Below are 21,476 nucleotides of genomic sequence, written 5' to 3' on the forward strand. Positions count from 1 at the left end.
TGAGCGCGAAATGACGGGTCAAACCACCCCCCCCAGCACCCCCGACCCGCGGCTGCACGGCAAGCGCATCCTGGTCGTCTTCAACCCCCGCAGCGGACAGGGTGAAAGTACGCTGCCGGAGTTCGTCCGCAGGCTGCGCGACGCAGGCGCGAGCGTGACCGAGCGCGAACTCCGGCCGGACTCGGCCATGACCGACTACCTGGGCGACCTGAAAAGCCACGACTATCTGGTTGGCGCGGGCGGCGACGGCACCGTCAGCAGCCTGGCCTACGCCGCCCGCTACCAGAACGTGCCGCTGCTCGCGTACCCCGCCGGGACGGCGAACCTGATCGCGCAGAATCTGGACCTGCCCAAAGACCCCGCCCAGCTCGCCGGGGTCGTCGCGGACGGCCACGCGGTCCGGGTGGACCTGGGTGAGGTGGAGGTGCACGGCGAGAAAAGCGGCTTCGCGATGCTGGCGGGCGCGGGGGCGGACGCCGCCATGATCCGCGACTCGGAAGAGTTGAAGGAACGTTTCGGCGTGATGGCCTACGTCATGAGCGCGATGAAGCAGCTCAACCCCAAGAAGACCACCTTCCACCTGGAGCTGGACGGACAGCAGCGTTCCTTCGAGGGCATCGGCGTGATGGTCGCGAACTTCGGCATGGCAAACTACCGCCTGCCCATCACCAGCGACATCAGCCCCTCGGACGGGCGCTTCACGGTCGTGCTGCTGAAAGCCGGGAACATCCTGCGGCTGGTGCCCAATCTGATCGACTCGGTGCGCGCCAAGCTCAACCTGGGCGACCCCCTGTTCAGCGGCAACCTGGAAACGCTGGAGGCCCGGACGGTCAAGGTGGATGCCGACGACCCCTTTCCGCTCCAGTACGACGGCGAGCTGCATGTCCAGACCACGCCCTTCACCGCCCGCATCCTGCCGGGCGCCATTCGCTTCCTCACGCCCGCGCGCAAGGCCGACCTGGATACCTGAAACGGGCGCCCGCACAGGAAGGCCAGGAAGGGGCCTCCGGGCGTTTCCGAGGGGCTCAGGTCGGGGGGAAACGGAGGGCGATTCCGGCCAGCCCTTGCCGGAACTCGTCAGATCACCTTTGGCGCAGTTGCGCGGCTCGCAGTTCGCGTGCCAACGGGACGATGTGGGCCCAAAGGCCCATGTTCGTGGTCCATGTTGGTCGAAGTGCTTTCCGCTCGCCAAACCACCCAAGCGGCTGCTTCATCCCGCCGCGCCTGCACGTTCTCCCATCATAAGTGCTATAAGTGAAATTATGAAACCTAAGAAGGTGACGTGTTGAGCGGCCCCTCCGCCCCCGGGCAGGCGCTGGTGCTGGCGTCGCGCTGGGCCAACGCGGCCAATCGCCGCCGCGAGGGTTTGCGCGCGGCCCATGCCCAGGATGCGGAAGCCCTGACGGAACTGCTGCACACCTACATGCGGCTCAAGTCCTCGCGGGCGGGCCGGACCAGCCGGGCGACCCTCGACCACTACGCGGAGTCCGCCCGGCGGTTTCTGGCCTTTACCGGACCACCCGAAGCGCCCTCACGCGCCCTCAATCAACTGGAGGCGGAGGATTTCGAGGTCTGGCTGCTGGAGTTGCAGGCGCAGGGGCTGTCCGCCAACAGCGTCAAGCGGCACCTGTATGGGGTCCGCAACCTGATGAGGGCTCTGGTGTGGGCGGGCGTGTTGAAAAGTGACCCCAGTGCGGGCGTCCGGCCCCCGGCGGAAACCAGCCCGGCCCACAGCCGGAAGCGGGCCATTCCGCTCGACCAGTTTCACGCGCTGTTGGCGCTCCCACACGTCCTGCATGAGGGCGATACCTTCCGCGCCAACCGGGACCGCGTGCTGCTGGAACTCGGCGGGAGCGGCGGCCTGCGCGCGGCGGAGATCGTCGGGTTGAATGTGGAGGATGTCAATCTGAACTTGCGGCAGCTCACCGTGCGCGGCAAGGGGGGAAAAACGCGGCTGGTCCCGCTGACAGGCGGACTGGCCGGGGCTTTGCGGGCCTGGTTGACCTCACGGCAGGCGATCACGGAACAGCCCGGGGGGCCTCTGCTCACGTCCCTGACGCGCCGGAACCTGGGCGGACGGTTGACCACCAAGGGCGCGCGCGATATCGCCCACGCCTACTATCAGCACCTCGGCCTCCCGCCCGAGATGTGGGGCCTGCACACGCTGCGCCGGACGGCGGGCACCCACCTGTACCGCGCCACCCGCGACCTGCACGTGGTCGCCGACCTGCTGGGGCACGCCTCGGTCACGACCAGCGCGATCTACGCCAAGATGGATGTGGACGTGCGCCGCGAGGCGGTGGAGGCGATGGAGCGGCTGCGGGCCGGGGAAGAGTGAACCTCTCCCCTGCTCAGCGGCGGTCGATGCGGGCGGCATAGACCAGCATCAACCCGGCCAGCAGCAGCGCGGGCAGGTCGCCCAGGCGGACGTAGAGGGTTTCCCCGCCGAGCAGCCGCGGGCGGACGTGCAGGGCACCTTCACCCCGGCTGAGGGTCTGCACGGGTTGACCAAGGTCGTCCACGGCGCCCGCGATGCCGCGGTTCACGCTGCGGACCAGCCAGCGGCGGGTTTCGATGGCGCGCACCCGGCCCATCATGAAGTGCTGCTGCACGCCCCAGCCGTCGTACCAGCCGTCGTTGCTGGGGTTGACCAGCACCTGGGCGCCCTGCCGCACGAGCCGCCGCGCCACCCAGGGAAAGACGCTGTCGTAACAGATATAGGCCCCGTAGCGCACGCCGTCCAGGGAGAGCGGCCGGACCTGCCGGGCGGGGGCGATGGCGGGCAGCTCGAAGCCGATGGCCTGCTCGATCACGCCGTAGGCCGCGTGCAGCGGGCGGTAGAGCGGAAAATATTCGCCGAAGGGGACCAGCTTGGCCTTTTCGTTGCGGGCGGTGACCTGTCCGCTGGCCGCCACGCCGACCACGCTGTTGCGGTGCGGCTCCTCCCCGTAGGGCGTGCCCAGCCCGCTGATGCCGGGACCGGGAAAGACCGGGAGGGCAGTCGGCCCCCCCGCCGCCGTCAGGGCGGTTTCACTCCACACGACGATCTCCCCGGGGGCACGCGGGGCGCTGAGCTGACGCTGGACTTCGAGCTGCTGCTCGGGCGTGAGCTGGCGGGACGCCCGGCCGAACGAGTCGAAGTCGGTCCGCAGCACCAGCATGGGCTGGACCGGACCCTGGCCGGGCACGCGCGTGATGCCGTAGGCCAGGGCCACCAGCCACGCGAAGGTGATGATCCGGTGCGGCCAGCGGCTGCCCCAGCGCACGCCGACAAACGAGGCGGCGGTGGCGATGACGAGGACGCTCCCCAGCAGCACGCCGCCCAGGTCCGCGATCTGCATGGCGGGCGTGGGCAGCAGGGTGTAGCCCAGCGTGGGCCAGGGAAAGGCCAGCGGGCCCAGAAAGCGCAGCCATTCGAGAATCACCCAGCCGCCCGCCAGCCCCCACACCCGCGCGGCAGACGAGCGGAAGAGCCGGGCGACCAGCCAGGCCATCAGCGCGAAGAAGGCCCCCTCCAGCGCGTACAGCGCAAAGGCAAGGACGCCCAGCACCGGCGTGCCAAACAGCTTGGACAGAAAGGCCGTGAGCCACCACAGGTGAACGGCGCTGTAGGTGCTCCCCGCCCACCACATCCGGGCGGCGGCCTGCCGGGGCGTTCCGGCCTTCGCGACATAGGCCAGGAGGAACGCCAGCGGCACCGGGGACAGAAAACTCCACGGGAGCGGCACTCCACAGGCCGCCAGGAGCACGCCGAGCAGCGCGGCGATCAGGAAGGGTGGGACCGGGGGCACCGCGCCATGATACGGGCCGGGGAGCGGCTCACCCCAACGGGGGAGGTGGGCGGGTGGGCTGCTGGCGGGGCAGGCGGTGCATTAGGATGGACCCACCTTGAGACTGGCTTTTATCAGTGACCTGCACGGCAACATCCAAGCGCTGACGACGGTGAAACGTTTTCTGGCAGAACAGATCGTGAACCAGGTGATCGTGGTGGGGGACCTGGTCGGCTACGGCGCCTCGCCCGGCCCGGTGATCGACTTCGTGCGGCGCGAGGGCTGGGTGACCGGCCTGGGCTCCAGCGACATGCGCGTGGCACTGGAACTGGGCGAGCGGGCGGAGCGCCACGGCGTCGCGGATCAGGTGCTGGGCTGGACGCGCAAGGTGCTCTCGCCGGACCAGCTCGAATTCCTGCGGCGGCTGCCACCGGGAGGCCGCCTGATGACGCCGGTGGGCCGGGTGCGCTTCTTTCACGGGAGCCCCCACGCGCCCGACCAGCGCCTGGACCTGATGGCCCCCGAGCGCGAGCTGGAGGAGCTGGCCGAGATGCTGGGCGCGCGGGTGGTCGTGGTCGGCGGCTCGCACGTGCCGTTTGTGCGGACGGTGGGCGACACGACCTTCGTGGACCCCGGTTCGGTCGGCCTGAGCCTCAACCACGAGCCGGGCGCGGATGTGGCCGTGGTGGACTGCGTGGGCCGCAAGCCCCGCGTCACGCTGCACAAGGTCAGCTACGACTATGCCTCCTCCGCCTTCGACATCATGGCCTGGAACCTGCCGCCGGTGATCGCGGACGTGATCCGCACCGGGAAGATGGGGTAAGCCGGTTTCGGCTGGACATTCAAAGGGAACAGAGGGGCGCAGTCAGTCTTGACCGCGCCCCTCTGTTCCCTTTCCTTCAGGCCGGAACGGCGTTCAGCGCCTCGTCGAAGCGGCTCACCAGGCCGCGTTCCCCCAGCAGGTCCTCCAGGGCGGTCATCAGGGCGCGGTAGGGCGCGGGACGGGCCGCCTCCCCCATCAGGCCCAGCCGCCAGATCAGGCCCGCCGTCGGTCCCAGGCCGCCCGTCACGCTGATCTCCCGCGCGCGCAGCGCCCCCCGAATGGCCGCGTCGTCGAAGCCCGCAGGGAGGCGCAGGGCCAGGACGGTGGGCAGCCGGGCGGCCCGGTCGGTCACATAGGGGGTGAATCCCAGCGGGGCCAGGGCCGCGAGGATGGCCTGGCTGACGTTCTGGACGCGGGCCTGCCGGGCGCTCAGCCCCTCCTCCAGGGCGGCGCGCAGGGCGGCGTGGAAGGCGTAGTGCAGGTTCACCGGGACGGTGTGGTGGTAACTCTGGTCCACCCAGTAGTCGCGCAGACCCCCGAAATCGCAGTACCACAGGGGCGTGGGGGTGCGCCGCGCCGCGTGGCGGGCCAGGGCGCGGTCACTGATCGCCACCGGCGCGAGGCCGGGAGGGGCCGAGAGGCACTTCTGCGCGCCGGTGTACACGTAGTCGATCCCCCAGGCCTGCATCTGGAACGGCTCCATCCCGGCGGTCGTCACGGCGTCCACGGTCAGCAGCGCCCCGCTTTGCCGGACCACGTCCGCGATTTCCGGGAGGGGGTTCAGCACACCCGTGCTCGTCTCCCCGTGGACCACCGCGACCAGTGACGCGCGGCCGAGCTGGGCCGCCACGTCCGCCGGGTTGATCGCCTCACCGAGCGGCGCCGTCACCTGCCGCACCCGCGCCCCGTAGCGAGCGGCCATCTCGGCCATCCGCGCCCCGAAGGACCCGTTCACGCAGACCAGCACCTCATCCCCGGGTTCCACCAGGTTGGCGAAGCCCGCTTCCATCCCCAGGCTCCCGGTGCCCGCGAGCAGCGCGGTGAACGTCTCCGGGGCCGTGCCGTACATCTCGCGCAGGTCGGCCTGGATTTCCCGGTTCAGCGCGAACACCTCCGGGTCCATGTGGCCGAGCATCTCGCGCAGCAGGGCCCGCTGCGCCCGCGGGTGGATCGGCGTCGGCCCGGGCGTGAGGAGGATGTGCTGCGGGAAGGGCGTGGGCGTGTCCTCAAGCATGGTCTGAAGTGTAGCACCGTCCCCGGAATGATGAGCAACGCCATTGCCTGAACAGGTCGAGCAATGCTGCGAAAAGCAATGATGTTGCTCTCCCCTTTTGGTTCTTGGTGGTTTGGGTGAGTGGAGGTGTGCTGGGCGGGCGAGGAGAATGGTAGGCAAGAATAGGATTAAGTGAAAATATTCACGATAAACTTACTCGTGATTTTTTTGTTCCCTAGACACGCTGAGCGGAGAGCAGCAGAAACATGGGCCGCTCACGTTCCTCCAACAACTCCGGCAGGTTGGCAAGTTGCTCTTCCGTTGGTCCCCACTCCTCCAGGTGGCGAAGGCTGAAGCCCTGCTCCAGCAACAGCTTCAGATACGTCCTGATGGTGCGGTGCTGTTTGACCACCCCTGGCGCCAGCCAATCGGTGATCCGCGGCCCTTCCACCAGATACTGATCCACCGGCCAGGTCTTCCCTCCCCCGGCTTCCGTGAGCCAGTGCGGTTGCCTGGGGGCGGTGTAGATGGGGTGTTCCACCGAGAAAACGAAGTGGCCGCCGGGAAGCAGGGTGCGGTGGACCTGCCCCAGCAGGGCCGGGAGGTGTTCGATGTAGTGCAGGGCCAGCGAACTGTAGACCAGCCCGAACCCGGCCTCGGGCAAGTGCACGTCCTCCAGGTCGGCCCGGAGGTAGGTCACGGCACGGTCGGAGGTGAGCGCCCGGGCGCGGGCCAGCATCTTCTCGGACAGGTCCAGTCCCACGACCTCGCGTGCGCCCTGTTGGCGGGCATAACGGCAGAACCAGCCGAAGCCGCACCCCAGGTCCAGCACCCTGAGGCCAGCCAAAGGGGGCAGCAGCGCCCGCAGGGACGCCCATTCCGGCGCACCCTCCAGCCCCCGCAGGGAGCGGCGCAATCGGCTGTAGCCCTCGAAGAACTCCGGCTGGTCATAGATGTTCTGACTCATGTTTCTGTCCGCTCTGACACGGTGACGAGGTGCGCTGTGTCCGCCACCCGCCGGGCGTACCACTGGCCCTGCTCGGCCAGCAGTTCGGTCACCGCCGCATTGCCATGCGTGAAGCGCCCTTCCCGCCAGGCTTCCTCGGGAGGGACTTGCAGGAGAAGTGCCAGGACCGCCGACAGGGCTGCGCCATGTGAGACGACAATGGGCGTCCCCTCCCCCTCAAAAACGCTCTCCAGGGCGGTCTGAAACCGCTGGGCCACAGCACGCAGGCTCTCACCGCCGGGAAAACCTGGCGTGCCGTCCTCATGCCGCCACTCGTGAACGTGGGTGTGCAGATGGCTGTAGGGGCGGCCTGCCCAGGTGCCGGTGTGAATCTCCTGCACGCCGTCGAGCGTGGTGACGGGCATGCCGAGGGCGGACGCGATGGCCTCCGCCGTCTGCCGGGCGCGGCGGTAGGGACTGGCGTAGATGCGCGGCGCGGACAGGCCCAGGGCCGCGAAGTGGGCGGCGACGGCGCGGGCCTGTCTCTCCCCCAGCGGGTCGAGGGGATCGTCATGACCGGCGCCGAGGGTCTGCGCGACGTTGCTGGCGGTCCGGGCGTGACGGACGAGGAAGAGGCGGGACATGCGGTCAGGCTAGCGCGGTGAGCGTTCTTCCGGTGCGGTGCGTGCGGCTCGCCTATCCTGGGGTGTGCATTTCGACGACCTGCCCGTGCTGCCTGCCTCGCCCGGCGTGTATCTCTTCCGCCAGGGCGGGACGCCGATCTATATCGGCAAGGCGGTCAATCTGCGTTCAAGGGTGGCGCAGCACTTCAAGGCGGGCGGCAAGAGCGGCAAGTTCACGGCGCTGGCCGACTCGCTGGAGTTCATCACCACCCGCAACGAGGTCGAGGCGCTGATCCTCGAAGCGAACCTGATCAAGCAGCACCGGCCGCACTACAACGTGCTGCTCAAGGACGACAAGCACTACCCTTTCCTGAAGCTGACGAACGAGGACTTCCCGATGCTGGTGGTCACGCGGCGGGTGCTGAAGGACGGCGGGAGTTATTACGGCCCCTACCCGGACGCCTCGGCAGTGCGGCGGGTCAAGCACCTGATCGACACGATGTTCCCGCTGCGGAAGAATTCGGGGCTGCCCCTCCAGAAAAAACCCCGGCCCTGCCTGAACTACCACATGGGCCGCTGTCTGGGGCCGTGTATCGGCGCGGCCGACCCGGGGGACTACACGCGGGTGGTGGAGGACGTGAAGGCGCTGCTGGAAGGCCGCGCCGCCCCGGTGATCGCCCGGCTGAAGGAGGATATGAAAGCCGCCGCGAAGGCGCAGGACTTCGAGCAGGCGGCCCGGGTGCGGGACCGGGTGCAGGCGGTCGAGAAGCTGTTCGGCACCGAGCAGCACGCCTTCGTGAGCGAGGAGACGGACCTGGATTTCCTGGGGGTCGCGCAGGCGGGCGAGTACGCGATGGTGCAGTTGTTCCGGCTGCGCGGCGGGCGGGTGGTGGGCCGCGACAAGCGCTTCCTGACCGACGCGGAGGCCAGCGGAGAGGGCAGCGGCGACGTGGGCGAGGTGCTGGGCGCCTTCGTGCGGGACTACTACACCCAGGCGACGCACGTCCCGCCGCTGATCCTGCTGCCCGCCGAGTTCGAGGACGCGCCGGTCTGGAGTGCCTTTCTCTCCGAGCAGGCCGGGCGCCGGGTCGAGATGCGGACGCCCAAGCGCGGGGACAAGGTCGATCTGGTGGAGATGGCGCAGCGCAACGCCGTGACCGGACTGGAATCGGAACTGGCGCTGCTGGAGCGGCGCGGGGACCACCCCGGCCTGGACGCGCTGCGGGAGGTGCTGGCGCTGCCCGACCGGCCCTGGCGGATCGAGGGGTACGACAACTCCAACCTGTTCGGCAGCAACATCGTCTCGGGGATGGTGGTGTTCGAGGGGGGCCGGGCGCGGCGGGGTGAGCATCGCCGCTTCAAGGTGAGGGGGCTCGACCACCCCGACGACTACACGGCGATGAAGCAGACGATTCTGCGGCGCTTTACCGGCACGCTGGCCGACAAGCTGCCGCTCCCGGACCTGCTCCTGATCGACGGCGGGCGCGGGCAGGTGAATGCGGCGTTGGACGCACTGAAGGAGGCCGGGGTGCGGGTGCCGGTGGTGGGCCTCGCCAAGCGGGAGGAGCGGCTCATCCTGCCGGGGCGCTACGGGGCGCAGTGGTGGCTGGAGTCGGGGAGCGAGGTGGGCGTGGACCGCGAACTGCTGCTGCCACACACGCACCCGGCACTGCGCGTGCTGATCGGCGTGCGCGACGAGGTGCATCATTACGCGGTGAGCTACCACCGCAAGCTGCGCGGGCAGGACATGCTCCGCAGCGTGTTCGATGACCTGCCGGGCATCGGCCAGAAGCGCAAGGACGCGCTGCTGGAGCATTTCACCAGCCTGGAGGACCTGGCGGCGGCGCCGGTCGAGCAGATCGCGGCGGTGCCGGGGATGAACCTGCGGGCGGCGCAGAGCGTGAAAGCCCACCTGACGGAACGGCTGGCGCAGCGGTCGGCCAACAGCGCACCGGCCTAACAAGTTCCGCCCCCTCTTCAGTGGAGGGGGCGGCTTGCGGGGCAGGAGTGGCGGGTCATGCGGGGCGGACGCGGGGGCGCAGGTGCAGGGCGCTCAGGAAGGCTTCGAGGCGGGGCTGGGCGGGCCGCAGGGGGCGGGCGGCGCGGACTTCGCGGGCGTGCTGGGCCTCGGCGCGGAGGGCTTCGGCGCGGTCAAGGTAGAGGTCGAGGTGCATCTGGCTTCCTTTCCGCCGCTCGGCGCGTTCGCTTCCCGGCTGTCCCTATGGTGCTCCAGGTGGCCCGGCGGCGGCATCGGCGCCTTAGCGCAGGCAGGCTGCGCCGAATGGCGGAGGGGGCGGCAGGCATTTCTGAACGTTTTCCGTTCGGCGGCCCGGCGGGACCTGCCTACAGTGGGAGGATGCGCCGTGACCTTCCCGACCTGCTCGCGCGGCACTGGACGCAACTCGCCCTGCTGCTGCTGGGTGTGCTGGTGCCGCTGCTGCTGCTCGCCGACCTCACCGAGGACGTGTTCCGGGAGGGGGGCTTCGCGTGGGACCGCACGGTTCTGGCCTGGTACGCCGCGCACCGCACGCCGGGGCTGACGCTGGCGGCGCGGGCGCTCGCGGTGCTGGGGGGGCTGGGGGTCCTGCCGTTCGTGACGGCGGCCACCGCGCTCTGGCTGGCGCGGCTGGGGGCGCGGGCGCACGCCTGGTTCCTGGTGTGGGCGGTGGCGGGCGCGACGCTGCTGAACGTGCTGGCCAAGCTGATCTTCCAGCGGCCGCGCCCCACCGACCTGGGGGCGGTGCTGACCGAGCGCGGCTTCTCGTTTCCCAGCGGGCACGCGATGAGCAACATGGCCTTCGGGTACGCGCTGGTGCTGGTGTTCTGGCATACCCGGGCGCGCTGGCCGGTGGCGGTGCTGGGCTTCGCCTGGGCGTTCGCGGTGGGTGCCAGCCGCAATTACCTGGGCGTGCATTACCCGACCGACGTGCTGGCGGGCTTCGCGGCGTCGATTGCCTGGGTGGCAGGCCTGTACCTGATCCTGGGGCAACGCTGGCCGCGGCTGCGGCAGGCCCCGGGGGCGGAGGAGCGGGAGGTCTGACGGTCGGCCTCATACGGGCTCCAATGGAAAGGTTGACTGGTAAACCTGGAACTCCGGGCGGACTCGTAGAGCGGCGCAGCAGAGCGAGCAGGAGAAAGGACGGGCTGAAGCGGTATCAGGGCTTCCGCCGGGCCGGGGCCACCTGCGGCGTCAGCAGTTCGTTTTCGCGCACGAACGCGAGCAGGAAGCGGCCCAGCACGTCCATCTGCGAGCGGTGCTCCAGCAGGGCACGCCGCTTGGCGTCCTCCTGGTCCGGGGTGAGGTCGAGGCGCTCCCAGGCGAGGGACCGTCCCCGCGGCGCGATCAGCAGCGGGAAGCGCGGGTGAAGTCCCTTGGGCAGCGGATATTCCAGGCCGCCATGCACGACCCAGAAGCGGAGGCGCCGCTCCTCCCCGCGCGCGGCCAGCAGGCGCGTGACGAAGTAGCTCGCGGCGCGGTGGTCGGGGTGCGCGTCCTGCACGCTGGGGGCCAGCACCCGGTCGGGCTTCACGCGGTCGAGGACGCGCGCCAGGTCGCGCTCAACACTCCGGCCGGTGTAGGGGGCGCCGGGCGTGAGCGCCTGCGGGTAGGGGACGTGGGCCGCGCGGGTGTAGCGGGACGTGTAAGGCTGGGCGTAATGCTCCAGAAAGAGGTGCAGCAGGCCGCCGTCGGGGTAGCCCAGGAAGATCAGGTGGTCCGGCGGCACGTTCAGGACCTGCATGGCGCGGGCCGCCTCCCTGGTCCGCCGCGCGCCCAGGGCGGCGAACTGCGTGCTGCTGGGCCGGGGCGCGTGCTCCAGCAGCACCGCGTCGAACTCGAAACCGTCCCCGCTGGTCAGCCACACCACCCACACCTGGGCGCCCGCCGCCTGCGCCTGGAGGACGCTGCCCGCGCAGCACAGCGTCTCGTCGTCGGGGTGCGGCGCGACGATCAGGACCCGCTCCCCGGCGTGGTAGGGCGCGACCGCGGGCAGGGCGGCCACCGCTCCGGCGGCGCGCGGATAAAAGAGCCGCAGGGCACCGGTGGTGTTGATCACGAAGGCGGCGGTCAGCAGCAGGCCAGCGGTCAGGACGGCGGCGCGCAGGCGGCGGGACACCCGGACAGTGTACGCAGTGGCGCGGTTAGCGCGGCCCGGGCGCGTCCGGGGTCAGGCCGACCTGAACGCGCGCACCCGGCATATACTGGCGGACATAGTGCAGCAGGGCCGAGATCAGGACGATCAGGCCGAACATCTCCAGGGATTCCTCGATAAAGATCAGCACCTCGGTCAGGACGTTGTGGTCGCCCATCACGGTGTCCGTCTTCCCCTGAAACAGTTCCATGCCCAGCGCCCCGCCCACGTACATCACGCCCGCCAGGATGATCTGGTTGCGGGTGCGGGCCGGGAGGTCGCGCAGGAACCGCAAAAAGGCCAGCAGGATCAGGAAGGTGGCGATGCCGTAGGGGATCACCCAGGCGTAGTGCAGGAAGCCGTCCGTGTGGAGCAGGCGGTGGACCGGGCTGACCAGCCGCTCGTGGAGGGCCGCCGCTTCGTCCAGCGTGAGGTAGGCGAAGATCCAGCTCAGGGTTCGCCAGCTCTGGGCGTGGGGCGCACCCACCGCGTGCTTGGCCCGCGCGATCAGGGCCATGATGATGGTCGGCACCAACAGCAGGAAGGTGTTGTACGTCGCGGAGAAGTTGGTTTCACCGTTGAGGTCCATCAAGTGCGCGACGAAGTCCCGCCCGAAGACGTGCGGCATGTAGAACATGCTCAGTGAACTCAGCAGGCCCACCACCACCACAAAGGTCGTCATCAGGGTGAGTCCCCGAACCAGACGGCGCTCGTCAAAGAGCATCCAGCCTGCCCGGCTATAGCTTGGCGCAGCCTGCGCGGCCGGAATTTGCGACGTGAGGGTGGGAGTCTCCGGCGAATAATCCATGTCGCGCTCCTTCTGGCCGCCCGAGCTTCAAGGGTTGTTTATGGGCTCGCTTCCATTTTTCGCCTTTCTCAACAGGATGGCCTTCAGGAAACCTTAATAAGTTCACATCTGACCCGGGACCGGCGGCCGCGCGGGTTCAGTCGGCGGCACTCACCGGCTCGCCCAGGCCGAAGGCGGCGTGGACGGCGCGGGTGGCGCCCTCGACCTGGGCGTCCTCGATGGCCACGCTGATGTTCAGCTCGCTGGACCCCTGGCTGATCATCAGGATGTTCACGTCGTCGGCGGCCAGGGCCCCGAAGAGCCGCGCGGCGACGCCCTTCTGGCCGCGCATCCCGGCCCCGACGATGGCGAGGACCGCGGCGCCGGGCTGCTCCTCGATGTTCAGTTCGCCGGTCACGGTGCGGCGCAGCGCGGTGAGGGTGCGGCCAGCGTCGGCGCTCTGGACGGCCAGCGAGACGTTGCTCATGGAACTGCTCTGGGACACCATCAGCAGGGTGATGTTCTCGCGGGCGATGGCGTCGAAGAGGCTCGCCACGACCTCGGGCACGCCCAGCACGCCCGCGCCGGTCACGTTGATCAGGCTCACGCGGCGGATGGCGGTGACGGCCTTGACCGGATGCCCGACCTCGTTGTGGGCGGCTTCCTGCACCAGCGTGCCGGGAAAGTCGGGATCGGCGGCGCTCTTCACGCGCAGGGGAATGCCGCTTTCCTGGAGGGGGGTAACGGCCAGCGGGTGCAGCACCTTGGCGCCGAAGTACGCCAGTTCCATCACCTCGCCGTAGCTGAGGACCTCGATGTTGCGGGCGTCCCCCACCACGCGGGGATCGGCGCTCATCACGCCGTCCACGTCCTTCCAGGCCCAGACCTCGTCGGCGTCCAGCGCCTTGCCGATGATGGTGGCGGAAAAGTCGGTGCCGCCGCGCCCCAGGGTGGTGATGGCCCCTTCTTCCGTCTCGCCCATGAAGCCCGCCACGACCGGCGTGACGCCCGCGCCCAGCAGGCCGCCCAGGCGGTCGCTGATGCGCTCGTAGGTGCCGGGGAGGGGCCGCGCGTTGCCGAAGTGCGCGTCGGTCATGATGCCCGCCTGCCCGCCGGTGAGGTGATGGGCGCGCAGGCCCTGCCCCTCCAGCGCGACTTGCATCAGCGGCGCGCTGAGGCGCTCCCCGAAGGCCACGATCAGGTCGCGCGAGCGCGGGGTGAGTTCGCGCAGCAGGTACACGCCGTAGACCGCCTGGCGCAGCGTCTCGTGCAGCTCGCGGATCTCGCGCACCGTCTCGGAGTCGGGGGCGGCGCCGAGTTCCTGCGCGGCCGTGAAGTGGCGGGTCCGCATGGCCGCGATCTCGTCGTTGGCCGCCGCGATATCACCGCTCTGGGCGGCGTCGGCCAGGCGCAGCAGTTGGTTGGTCACGCCCGCCATCGCGGACACCACCACGACCACCTTCACGCCCTCGCGGATGCTGCGCGCCGCGAGCGTGGCGCTGTGGCGGATGGCCTGGGCATCCTGCATGTTGGTGCCGCCGAATTTCATCACGAGAAGCGAGTACGCCATATCGGCCCCAGTATGCCGCCCGCCCTGGCCGCCTGGCGGGTGGGCGTCTGGGCAGGGCAGGCCGGGCGAGGTGGCGTGAACGCTGTTCCGTCCAACCGGCCTCTCCAGGCAGCGCGTTAGGGCGGCGCTGTGAGGCTCTTTACACCTGTACGGCGGGACGGGACACATGGCACGCGGTCCACAGTTCTCACAAGTTCAAGAAGACCGGGACAGGGGCACAAGGACTCTTGGGTTACACTCGCTTGTGGGTGGGGTGCGCGGGCCTGCCCCACAGTTCCCAACCGTGTTTGACGAGGAGGCAGTATGAAAGTAGGCATCAACGGCTTTGGCCGCATCGGGCGTCTGGTGTTTCGCAACCTGATCGAGCGTGGCGTGGACATCGAGGCGATCAACGACCTGACCGACACCCACACGCTGGCGACCCTGCTCAAGTACGACTCCACCGCCGGGCGCTTTCCGGGCACCGTGGAGTACGACGCTAACAACCTGATCGTGAACGGGAAGCCCATCCGCGTGCTGGCCGAGCGTGACCCCGCCAACCTCCCGTGGGGTGACCTGGGCGTGGACCTGGTGGTGGAATCTACCGGCATCTTCACCGACCGCGAGGGGGCCAGCAAGCACCTCCAGGGCGGCGCCAAGAAGGTGATCATCACGGCGCCTGCCAAGGGTGACGACCTCAGCGTGGTGCTGGGCGTGAACGAGGAAGAGTACGACCCCGCCAAGCACCACATCATCAGCAACGCGAGCTGCACCACCAACAGCCTGGGCGCGCCGATGAAGGTGCTGGACGAGGCCTTCGGGATCGAAAAGGCCATCATGACCACCGTCCACTCCTACACCAATGACCAGCGCGTGCTGGACCTGCCGCACAAGGACCTGCGCCGCGCCCGCGCCGCCGCCATCAACATCATCCCCACCAGCACGGGGGCGGCCAAGGCCGTGACGCAGGTGTACCCCAAGCTGAAGGGCAAGTTCGACGGCACCTCGCTGCGCGTGCCCACCCCGGTCGGCTCGATCAGCGACGTGGTGGTGATCCTGGGCCGCGACGTGACCGCCGACGAGGTCAACGCGGTCTTCCGCGAGGCCGCCGAGGGCAAGTACAAGAACATCATCAAGTACACCGAAGACCCCATCGTGCTGGCGGACATCGTGGGCGACCCGCACTCCGCCATCATCGACGGCGGCCTCACGATGGCGATGGGCAACCTGGTGAAGTTCTTCAGTTGGTACGACAACGAGTGGGGCTACAGCAACCGGATTGCCGATCTGGTGGAGCTGGTGCAGCAAAAGGGCGCCTAAGGAAGCTTTCAGCGGTCAGCCGTCAGCTCTCAGCTTCTGTTGCTGACCGCTGACGGCTGATGGCTGAAGGCTCAAAGGAGAAACCATGCAAACCCTCGACCAACTGGACGTGAACGGCAAGCGCGTGCTGGTGCGCGTGGACTACAACGTGCCGCTCAAAGACGGCGTGGTGCAGGACGAGACGCGGGTGACGGCCAGCCTGCCGACGCTGCAAAAGCTGCTGGACAGCGGCGCCGCGCTGGTGCTGATGAGCCACCTGGGCCGCCCGAAAAACGGGCCGGAGGAGAAGTACAGCCTGAAGCCGGTGGCGGCGGTGCTGGAAAAGGCGTTGGGGCGTCCGGTGAAGTTCATCGGCTCGCTGCCTTCCAGTGAGGAGACGCTGCGCGCGGTGGAGGCGCTCCAACCCGGCAAGGTCGCGCTGCTGGAGAACGTGCGCTTCGAGCCGGGCGAGGAGAAGAATGACCCGGAACTGAGCCGCAAGCTGGCGCGGCTGGGGGACGCCTTCGTGCTGGACGCCTTCGGGAGCGCGCACCGGGCGCACTCGTCGGTGAGCGGCGTGGCTGAGCTGCTGCCGCACGCGGCGGGGACGCTGCTTCAGACCGAAGTGGACGCGCTCTCGAAGCTGCTCGAAAACCCGGCGCGGCCCTACATCGTCATCATCGGCGGGGCGAAGGTCAGCGACAAGATCAAGGTGATCGAGAACCTGCTCCCCAAGGTGGACCGGATGCTGATCGGCGGCGGGATGATGTTTACCTTTATCAAGGCGCGCGGTGGGCAGATCGGCAACAGCCTGGTCGAAGAGGATCAGGTGCCCTATGCCCGGCAGCTCCTTGAGCAGTACGGCGACAAGCTGATGCTGCCGACCGATGCGGTCGCGGCGGACAGGTTCGCCCCCGACGCCCAGACGCAGGTCGTCCCCGCCGACCAGATTCCCGACGGCTGGATGGGCCTGGATATCGGTCCCGAGACGCGCAAAGCCTACGCGGACGCGCTCAAGGGGGCGCGCACCGTGTTCTGGAACGGCCCGATGGGCGTGTTCGAGTTCCCGGCCTTCGCGGCGGGGACGAACGCCGTGGCGCAGGCGGTCGCGGATCTGGGTGACCAGGCCTACACCGTTGTCGGCGGCGGCGATTCCGTCAGCGCGATCAACAAGAGCGGCCAGGCGGGCAGGGTGAGCCATATCAGCACCGGCGGCGGCGCCAGCCTGGAACTGCTGGAAGGCCAGCAGCTCCCGGGCGTGGAAGCGATGAAGTGATAAGGCGTTAGGGATGAGGTTTTAGGGTTTATTCCTAACCCCTCATCCCTAACGCCTCCAAGGAGAACCATGACCAGACCCAGACCCCTGCTCGCCCTCAACTGGAAAATGAACAAAACGCCCTCAGAAGCCCGTGCCTGGGCTGCCGACCTCGCTGCGGCCCTGACGCCGGGGGGCGCCGAACTCGCGGTGCTGGCCCCGGCGATTGACCTGCCGGTGCTGGCGGGGGAGCTGCCCGCAGGCGTGGCGCTGGGCGGGCAGGATGTTTCGCGCCATGAGGCGGGGGCGTATACCGGCGAGATCAGCGCCGAGATGCTGCGGGACGTGGGCGCGACCTGTGTCATCGTGGGCCACAGCGAGCGCCGCGAGTACCACGCTGAAACCGACGCGGTGGTGGCGGCCAAGGCGCGGCAGGCGCAGGCTTTCGGCCTCGTTCCCATCGTGTGTGTGGGCGAGAGCCTGGACGTGCGCGAGCGCGGGGAGCAGGTCAATTTCACGCTCGACCAACTGCGCGGCAGCACCGAAGGTGTGGGTGAGAACCTGATCGTCGCCTACGAACCCGTCTGGGCCATCGGCACCGGCAGAACCGCCACCGCCAAGGACGCCGAGGAGATGGCCGCCGCGATTCGCGGGGCGCTGGCCGGGCTGTACACCGCAGGCGCCCAGAGTTTCCGCATCCTGTACGGCGGCAGCGTGAAGCCGGACAACATCGCCTCGATCTGTGCCCAGCCGAACGTGAATGGTGCCCTCGTCGGCGGCGCGAGCCTGAAGGTGGCCGATGTGGTGGCCATGAATGATGCCCTGAAGTGAGGGCTGATCCGTTCTCCCCCACCCGGACGGAGTGGGGGTATTTGACTTGAAAGTGAATAGTTTCACGATAAATCTGTATGTGAAATTTTGGTTCTCTCATCAGGCGGGCTGAAGGCTTCTCCGGTCCGCCTATAATTCCGCACGTGACGGCAACCAGCACTTCCATTCGTGATTTGAAAGCCCATGTGGGCGAGACGGTCAGCGTGAACGCCTGGCTGACCGACAAGAGCGGCAAGGGCAAAATCCAGTTTCTGAAACTGCGTGACGGCAGCGGCTACGTGCAGGCGACGGTCTTCAAGGGCGACGTGCCAGAGGCGGCCTTCGAGGCGGCGCGGCGGCTCTCGCAGGAGCAGGCGGTCCGGGTCACGGGCGAGGTCCGCTCGGACGAGCGCGCGCCGGGCGGGGTGGAACTCGCGGTGCGCGAGCTGGTGCCGTTCGCGGAGAACCAGGACGAGTATCCCATCACGCCGAAGGAACACGGGATTGAGTTCCTGCTGGATCACCGCCACGTGTGGCTGCGGCACCGGCGGCCCTGGGCGATCCTGCGCGTGCGTGACTGCGTGGAGCGCGCCATTGTGGACTTCTTTTATCAGGAGGGCTTTATCCGCTTCGACGCGCCCTTCTTCACGCCGAACGCCGCCGAGGGGACGACCGAGCTGTTCGAGATCGACCTCTTCGGAGAGGACAAGGCGTACCTCTCGCAGACCGGGCAGCTTCACGCCGAGGCGGGGGCGCTGGCCTTCGGCAAGGTGTACACCTTCGGGCCGACCTTCCGCGCCGAGAAGAGCAAGACGCGGCGGCACCTGCTGGAGTTCTGGATGGTCGAGCCGGAGGTCGCGCCGAGCACCCACGCCGAGAACATGGCTTTGCAGGAACGGTTCGTGAGCTTCCTGGTCCGCCGGGCGCTGGAGGAATGCGGGACCGAGCTGGAGGTGCTGGGCCGCGACCTGGCGAAGCTGCGGCCAGCCGCCGAGGGAAACTATCCGCGCATCACCTACACCGAGGCGCTGGAGATCATCCGGAAGCACATCGAGGAAGGCGACCTGCCGCCGAACGTGCAGGCGGACGTGCAGCCGGTCGAGTGGGGGGACGACCTGGGCGCGCCGCACGAGACGATCCTGGGCTACCACTTCGACCGCCCGGTGATCGTCGAGAAGTACCCGGCGGCGATCAAGGCGTTCTACATGCAGCCCGACCCCGCAGACCCCCGGCTGGCCCTCTGCGACGACATGATCGCCCCGGAAGGCTACGGTGAGATCATCGGCGGTTCGGAGCGTATCCACGACTACGAGCTGCTCAGGGCGCGGATCGAGCGCGAGGGGCTGCCCAGGGAGGCCTTCGAGTGGTACCTCGACCTGCGGCGGTTCGGGAGCGTGCCGCACGCGGGCTTCGGCATGGGGCTGGAGCGGGCGGTGGCGTGGATCACCGGGATCGACCACATCCGCGAGGCCATCCCCTTCCCGCGCATGCTGACCCGCATGGTGCCCTGAGCACACCAGAGGTAAAGGCGACGCCAGCATCGAAATCAGAGCCCTGAGCGGCTGAGCGAACTGCTGATCGAGACGGTCGCGAACGCGGGCTCGGTCAGCTTCATGCATCCGCTCGATCCGGGCGCGGCCGTCGCCTTATCGCCAAGATGATGACCTGCCCCAGCCACCGCGGCCGAGGCTCTGGCCGCGCAGCGGGGGCGCACCCTCCTGGTGCTTGCCACCGCGGCCGATGGTGGAGCCTCGGCGCTGTACGAGCGGCTGGAGTTCAACCTTGCCGGAATGCTCCCCGGCTACGCGCTGAAGCCGCACGGTGGGCTGGCTGGGGCCCTGATCTCCTGGAAACAGCTCGGGGAAAAGGCGGAACAGGCGGCCTTCCCCCCGGGTGTTCCGCCCGGCCCTCCCCTTCCCCAGGGGAATAATTAAGTGAATGTTTTCACGATAGATCCGATTCGTGAAATTTTTGTTTCTCGCGCTCTGAGGAGTGCGCTACAGTGCCGCCATGATCGCGTATTGCGAGGTGAGCGCGTTCACCGATACGCCGGGACAGGGCAACCGGGCGGGCGTGGTGCTGGAGGCCGGGGAACTGTCCGAGGCGGAGATGCAGGCCCTCGCGGCGTTTCTGGACGTGCCGGAGACAGTCTTCGTCACGCGGATGGGCAGGGAGGCGGTGCGGGTGCGGTACTTCACGCCCACGCAGGAGATCGAGTTCTGCGGGCACGCCACGGTCGCCCTCGGGCTGAGGCTGGCCCAGAGTGGGCACTGGGGAGGCGGCCCGCTGGTGCTGGAAACGCTGGTGGGGCGCATTCCCCTGATGCTGGAGGCGGAAGCGGGCGTGCCCACGCGGGTGTGGATGGCGCAGCGGCGCCTGGAGTCGCGCCCGGTGCCGCGCGCCCTGCGGGCCGAACTCGCGGAGGCGCTGGGCCTCGACGAGCGCATGATTCACCGGGGGCTGCCGCTGGCATCGGCCAGCACGGGCCTCTGGAGCGTCTTTGTGCCGCTGCTCGACGGCGTGATTCTCGACGGGCTGGAACCGGACCTGCGGCGGATTCACGCGCTCTCCGACGCGCTGGAGGTGACCAGCGTGTACACCTACGCCCCAATGGGCGTGAGCCGCTTTGCCGCGCGGGACTTCGCGCCCGCGGTCGGGATTCCGGAGGACCCGGTCACGGGCAGCGCGGCGGGTGCGCTCCTCGCGCTGCTGGCGCGTGAAGGCCGCCTGCCGGTGCGGGGCGGGCGGGCCTGGGGCGTGGTGTACCAGGGCCACGCGCTGGGCACCCCTGGCGAGGTGGAGGTCGAGGTGACGCTCGCGGGGCAGACGGTGCAGGAGGTGCGCGTGGGGGGCCGCGCCGCGCTGAACCGCGAAGGGTACTGGACGGCGGAAACGTAAGTAAGACTTCTGTAGGAAGTTTGCATTATCTTGGGCGTGCTTCGTTAAGAGAATCCTCTCTGACGAAGAGAGGCGCTGAATCCTGTCCTGTAATGCGGGCACCTCGGACAGGAGGAGCCAGTGGTGCGACCGGCTTTTCGTTCAGCTTCCCGACCCATTCAACTGAATGCGCGGAAAGCTTTGATTCACCGGAAGAATCCTTTCCGGGGAGGAGATTCTGATGCATCACTTCAAGGCTTTGGCTCTGGTTGCGGCGCTGTTGACGGGCGGCGCGCTCGCCGCAGACAGCACGTCCACCGACCACAACAACGCGACGATGACCCTGACGGCCAGCGGAACAGCCAGCGACGCGGTCAAGTTCACCATCGCCCAGACGACCCTGACCATTCCGGCGGCCCAGGTGCGGCCGGGGGCCAGCTTTACGGTCAGCGTGCCCGTCAGCAATCCCACCAGCCGGAACATCAAGGTCAGCGGCGCGGCGGGCACCCCCAGCGGCGGGGCGTTTTCCAGCAAGCTGACCATCGCGCCGGTGAATGCCAGCAACGTGGCCATCGCGGGCGGCAGCAGCGGGACGCTGAGCTATACCTTCACCTTCGCCGCGGCCCAGGCGGGCGACCCGGTCTACACCGGCAACGTCTCCGTGACGTTCACCATCACCGCGACGGCGGACGACGCCGCACCAGGTGACCTGACCTTCGGCACCGGCGGCAACTGACTTTTCCTTTCCCTTGAGGCAGGACGGGCGCTCCGGCTCGTCCTGTTTTGCAGGAGCCTTGATGAGACGGACGGTTTGCCTTCTTCTGGCGCTCGCGGGTCAGGCGGGCGCGCAGTTCGCGGCCCCCGGCATCACCCTCACGCCGAGCAGCACCCAGGCGGCGCCGCTGGAAGTCGCCCGGCACGTTCTGGTACAACCCGAGAGGCTGGAAACGCGGCTGCAAACGGGTTACACGACCGGCAACCTGAACTTCACGCTGTTCAGTGAAGTAAACACCGAAGTCGTGCTGAAAACGAGCGACCCGCGTCTGGTCTTGCTGGGCAGCGAGAATGGCGTGGTGCGCCTGAACGCCTACTCGCTCCAGAGTGTCAGCGGCGTGGCGCTGGGGGCACACAACGGCACCCTCACCGTCAGCAACCGCGCGGGGCAGGTGCTGGTGACGGTGCCGTATATCGTCGCCCCCGCCAAAGCCCTCAACCAGAGCGTGTCCTTCTATTACACGCCGGGAAGCAATCAGGGGTCCCTCAGCTACGCCGTGTCGGGCAATCCGCAGTCGCCGCTCGACCCGCGCTGGAGCATGAGTGTCGGTGTGAACGTGAATCCCAGGGAGGGCCGGGTGGGCGGGAGCGTGGGCCTCAACGTGAGCTGGTAGCGTGGC

General features: G+C 68.6%; 21 protein-coding genes and 1 riboswitch. Of the genes, 13 read left to right on the forward strand and 8 right to left on the reverse strand.

The genetic code is table 11. The annotated features are described in order from the left end of the window. Positions 1 to 10 precede the first annotated feature (10 nt). Entirely contained in the window at positions 11 to 970 is a 960-nt protein-coding gene (locus tag E5F05_RS13670; protein ID WP_129119187.1) for a diacylglycerol/lipid kinase family protein, read from the forward strand. Between the two features lie 315 nt (positions 971 to 1,285). Continuing rightward, complete coding sequence (locus tag E5F05_RS13675; RefSeq protein WP_129119188.1) at positions 1,286 to 2,338, forward strand: tyrosine-type recombinase/integrase; 1,053 nt, start codon at positions 1,286 to 1,288, stop codon at positions 2,336 to 2,338. Between the two features lie 13 nt (positions 2,339 to 2,351). Here E5F05_RS13675 and lnt read toward each other — a convergent pair whose 3' ends face one another. Beyond that, positions 2,352 to 3,791, reverse strand: coding sequence for an apolipoprotein N-acyltransferase (gene lnt / locus E5F05_RS13680; protein WP_129119189.1), 1,440 nt, complete (start codon positions 3,789 to 3,791; stop codon positions 2,352 to 2,354). Between the two features lie 97 nt (positions 3,792 to 3,888). Here lnt and E5F05_RS13685 point away from each other — a divergent pair, with 97 nt between their 5' ends. Then, positions 3,889 to 4,593, forward strand: a complete 705-nt coding sequence (locus E5F05_RS13685) for a metallophosphoesterase family protein (protein ID WP_129119190.1) — start codon at positions 3,889 to 3,891, stop codon at positions 4,591 to 4,593. Between the two features lie 76 nt (positions 4,594 to 4,669). Here E5F05_RS13685 and E5F05_RS13690 read toward each other — a convergent pair whose 3' ends face one another. From E5F05_RS13690 to E5F05_RS13700, 3 genes are all read right to left on the reverse strand, one after another. Next, positions 4,670 to 5,827, reverse strand: coding sequence for an alanine--glyoxylate aminotransferase family protein (locus E5F05_RS13690; protein ID WP_129119191.1), 1,158 nt, complete (start codon positions 5,825 to 5,827; stop codon positions 4,670 to 4,672). A 214-nt stretch (positions 5,828 to 6,041) separates the two neighbouring features. After that, on the reverse strand, positions 6,042 to 6,773 hold the full coding sequence (locus E5F05_RS13695; RefSeq protein ID WP_129119192.1) for a class I SAM-dependent methyltransferase: 732 nt from the start codon (positions 6,771 to 6,773) through the stop codon (positions 6,042 to 6,044). Beyond that, complete coding sequence (locus tag E5F05_RS13700) at positions 6,770 to 7,396, reverse strand: histidine phosphatase family protein (RefSeq protein ID WP_129119193.1); 627 nt, start codon at positions 7,394 to 7,396, stop codon at positions 6,770 to 6,772. Before E5F05_RS13700 ends, E5F05_RS13695 begins: the two co-directional genes overlap by 4 nt. 64 nt (positions 7,397 to 7,460) lie before the next feature. Here E5F05_RS13700 and uvrC point away from each other — a divergent pair, with 64 nt between their 5' ends. Further along, on the forward strand, positions 7,461 to 9,335 hold the full coding sequence (uvrC, locus tag E5F05_RS13705; protein ID WP_129119194.1) for an excinuclease ABC subunit UvrC: 1,875 nt from the start codon (positions 7,461 to 7,463) through the stop codon (positions 9,333 to 9,335). Positions 9,336 to 9,390: 55 nt separating this feature from the next. Here uvrC and E5F05_RS21375 read toward each other — a convergent pair whose 3' ends face one another. Continuing rightward, positions 9,391 to 9,549, reverse strand: coding sequence for a hypothetical protein (locus E5F05_RS21375; RefSeq protein WP_164973481.1), 159 nt, complete (start codon positions 9,547 to 9,549; stop codon positions 9,391 to 9,393). A gap of 182 nt (positions 9,550 to 9,731) precedes the next feature. On the opposite strand from E5F05_RS21375, the gene E5F05_RS21925 reads away from it, so the two are divergent. Continuing rightward, a complete protein-coding gene (locus tag E5F05_RS21925; protein ID WP_129119195.1) occupies positions 9,732 to 10,415 on the forward strand; it encodes a phosphatase PAP2 family protein in 684 nt (227 codons plus the stop codon). 115 nt (positions 10,416 to 10,530) lie between these two features. Here E5F05_RS21925 and E5F05_RS13715 read toward each other — a convergent pair whose 3' ends face one another. The 3 genes from E5F05_RS13715 to E5F05_RS13725 all read right to left on the reverse strand — a co-directional run bounded on the left by E5F05_RS13715 (position 10,531) and on the right by E5F05_RS13725 (position 13,862). Further along, positions 10,531 to 11,490 (reverse strand): PIG-L deacetylase family protein, encoded by a 960-nt coding sequence (locus E5F05_RS13715; protein WP_129119196.1) that lies wholly within the window; start codon positions 11,488 to 11,490, stop codon positions 10,531 to 10,533. A 25-nt stretch (positions 11,491 to 11,515) separates the two neighbouring features. Next, on the reverse strand, positions 11,516 to 12,313 hold the full coding sequence (locus E5F05_RS13720; RefSeq protein WP_129119197.1) for a hypothetical protein: 798 nt from the start codon (positions 12,311 to 12,313) through the stop codon (positions 11,516 to 11,518). A gap of 136 nt (positions 12,314 to 12,449) precedes the next feature. After that, positions 12,450 to 13,862 (reverse strand): aspartate kinase, encoded by a 1,413-nt coding sequence (locus tag E5F05_RS13725; RefSeq protein ID WP_129119198.1) that lies wholly within the window; start codon positions 13,860 to 13,862, stop codon positions 12,450 to 12,452. Positions 13,863 to 14,165: 303 nt separating this feature from the next. Here E5F05_RS13725 and gap point away from each other — a divergent pair, with 303 nt between their 5' ends. From gap to E5F05_RS13765, 8 genes are all read left to right on the forward strand, one after another. After that, the gene (gene gap, locus E5F05_RS13730; protein ID WP_129119199.1) at positions 14,166 to 15,161 is read left to right on the forward strand and encodes a type I glyceraldehyde-3-phosphate dehydrogenase; all 996 of its coding nucleotides are present in this window, start codon (positions 14,166 to 14,168) and stop codon (positions 15,159 to 15,161) included. A gap of 85 nt (positions 15,162 to 15,246) precedes the next feature. Then, the gene (locus tag E5F05_RS13735) at positions 15,247 to 16,416 is read left to right on the forward strand and encodes a phosphoglycerate kinase (RefSeq protein ID WP_129119200.1); all 1,170 of its coding nucleotides are present in this window, start codon (positions 15,247 to 15,249) and stop codon (positions 16,414 to 16,416) included. A 69-nt stretch (positions 16,417 to 16,485) separates the two neighbouring features. Next, a complete protein-coding gene (tpiA, locus tag E5F05_RS13740) occupies positions 16,486 to 17,226 on the forward strand; it encodes a triose-phosphate isomerase (RefSeq protein ID WP_129119201.1) in 741 nt (246 codons plus the stop codon). 143 nt (positions 17,227 to 17,369) lie between these two features. Continuing rightward, positions 17,370 to 18,716, forward strand: a complete 1,347-nt coding sequence (gene asnS / locus E5F05_RS13745; protein ID WP_129119202.1) for an asparagine--tRNA ligase — start codon at positions 17,370 to 17,372, stop codon at positions 18,714 to 18,716. Between the two features lie 210 nt (positions 18,717 to 18,926). Continuing rightward, positions 18,927 to 19,139, forward strand: coding sequence for a hypothetical protein (locus tag E5F05_RS21465; protein WP_206733016.1), 213 nt, complete (start codon positions 18,927 to 18,929; stop codon positions 19,137 to 19,139). A 76-nt stretch (positions 19,140 to 19,215) separates the two neighbouring features. Continuing rightward, the gene (locus tag E5F05_RS13755; protein ID WP_129119203.1) at positions 19,216 to 20,103 is read left to right on the forward strand and encodes a PhzF family phenazine biosynthesis isomerase; all 888 of its coding nucleotides are present in this window, start codon (positions 19,216 to 19,218) and stop codon (positions 20,101 to 20,103) included. Between the two features lie 59 nt (positions 20,104 to 20,162). Beyond that, positions 20,163 to 20,247, forward strand: a riboswitch (cyclic di-GMP riboswitch). Between the two features lie 76 nt (positions 20,248 to 20,323). Continuing rightward, the gene (locus E5F05_RS13760) at positions 20,324 to 20,818 is read left to right on the forward strand and encodes a hypothetical protein (RefSeq protein WP_129119204.1); all 495 of its coding nucleotides are present in this window, start codon (positions 20,324 to 20,326) and stop codon (positions 20,816 to 20,818) included. A 61-nt stretch (positions 20,819 to 20,879) separates the two neighbouring features. After that, on the forward strand, positions 20,880 to 21,470 hold the full coding sequence (locus E5F05_RS13765) for a hypothetical protein (RefSeq protein ID WP_129119205.1): 591 nt from the start codon (positions 20,880 to 20,882) through the stop codon (positions 21,468 to 21,470). The last annotated feature ends 6 nt before the right edge of the window (positions 21,471 to 21,476 follow it).

Origin of the sequence: Deinococcus metallilatus (assembly GCF_004758605.1) — a bacterium.
GTDB lineage: Bacteria > Deinococcota > Deinococci > Deinococcales > Deinococcaceae > Deinococcus > Deinococcus metallilatus.

Bases quoted from the DNA above. Each gene is read 5' to 3' on its own strand.
- E5F05_RS21375 (WP_164973481.1), bottom strand. From the start codon at position 9,549: ATGCACCTCGACCTCTACCTTGACCGCGCCGAAGCCCTCCGCGCCGAG.
- E5F05_RS13760 (WP_129119204.1), top strand. From the start codon at position 20,324: ATGCATCACTTCAAGGCTTTGGCTCTGGTTGCGGCGCTGTTGACGGGC.
- tpiA (WP_129119201.1), top strand. From the start codon at position 16,486: ATGACCAGACCCAGACCCCTGCTCGCCCTCAACTGGAAAATGAACAAA.
- E5F05_RS13755 (WP_129119203.1), top strand. From the start codon at position 19,216: ATGATCGCGTATTGCGAGGTGAGCGCGTTCACCGATACGCCGGGACAG.
- E5F05_RS13735 (WP_129119200.1), top strand. From the start codon at position 15,247: ATGCAAACCCTCGACCAACTGGACGTGAACGGCAAGCGCGTGCTGGTG.
- E5F05_RS21925 (WP_129119195.1), top strand. From the start codon at position 9,732: ATGCGCCGTGACCTTCCCGACCTGCTCGCGCGGCACTGGACGCAACTC.
- E5F05_RS13720 (WP_129119197.1), bottom strand. From the start codon at position 12,313: ATGGATTATTCGCCGGAGACTCCCACCCTCACGTCGCAAATTCCGGCC.
- E5F05_RS13690 (WP_129119191.1), bottom strand. From the start codon at position 5,827: ATGCTTGAGGACACGCCCACGCCCTTCCCGCAGCACATCCTCCTCACG.
- E5F05_RS13695 (WP_129119192.1), bottom strand. From the start codon at position 6,773: ATGAGTCAGAACATCTATGACCAGCCGGAGTTCTTCGAGGGCTACAGC.
- E5F05_RS13700 (WP_129119193.1), bottom strand. From the start codon at position 7,396: ATGTCCCGCCTCTTCCTCGTCCGTCACGCCCGGACCGCCAGCAACGTC.
- E5F05_RS13670 (WP_129119187.1), top strand. From the start codon at position 11: ATGACGGGTCAAACCACCCCCCCCAGCACCCCCGACCCGCGGCTGCAC.
- gap (WP_129119199.1), top strand. From the start codon at position 14,166: ATGAAAGTAGGCATCAACGGCTTTGGCCGCATCGGGCGTCTGGTGTTT.
- E5F05_RS13725 (WP_129119198.1), bottom strand. From the start codon at position 13,862: ATGGCGTACTCGCTTCTCGTGATGAAATTCGGCGGCACCAACATGCAG.
- E5F05_RS13765 (WP_129119205.1), top strand. From the start codon at position 20,880: ATGAGACGGACGGTTTGCCTTCTTCTGGCGCTCGCGGGTCAGGCGGGC.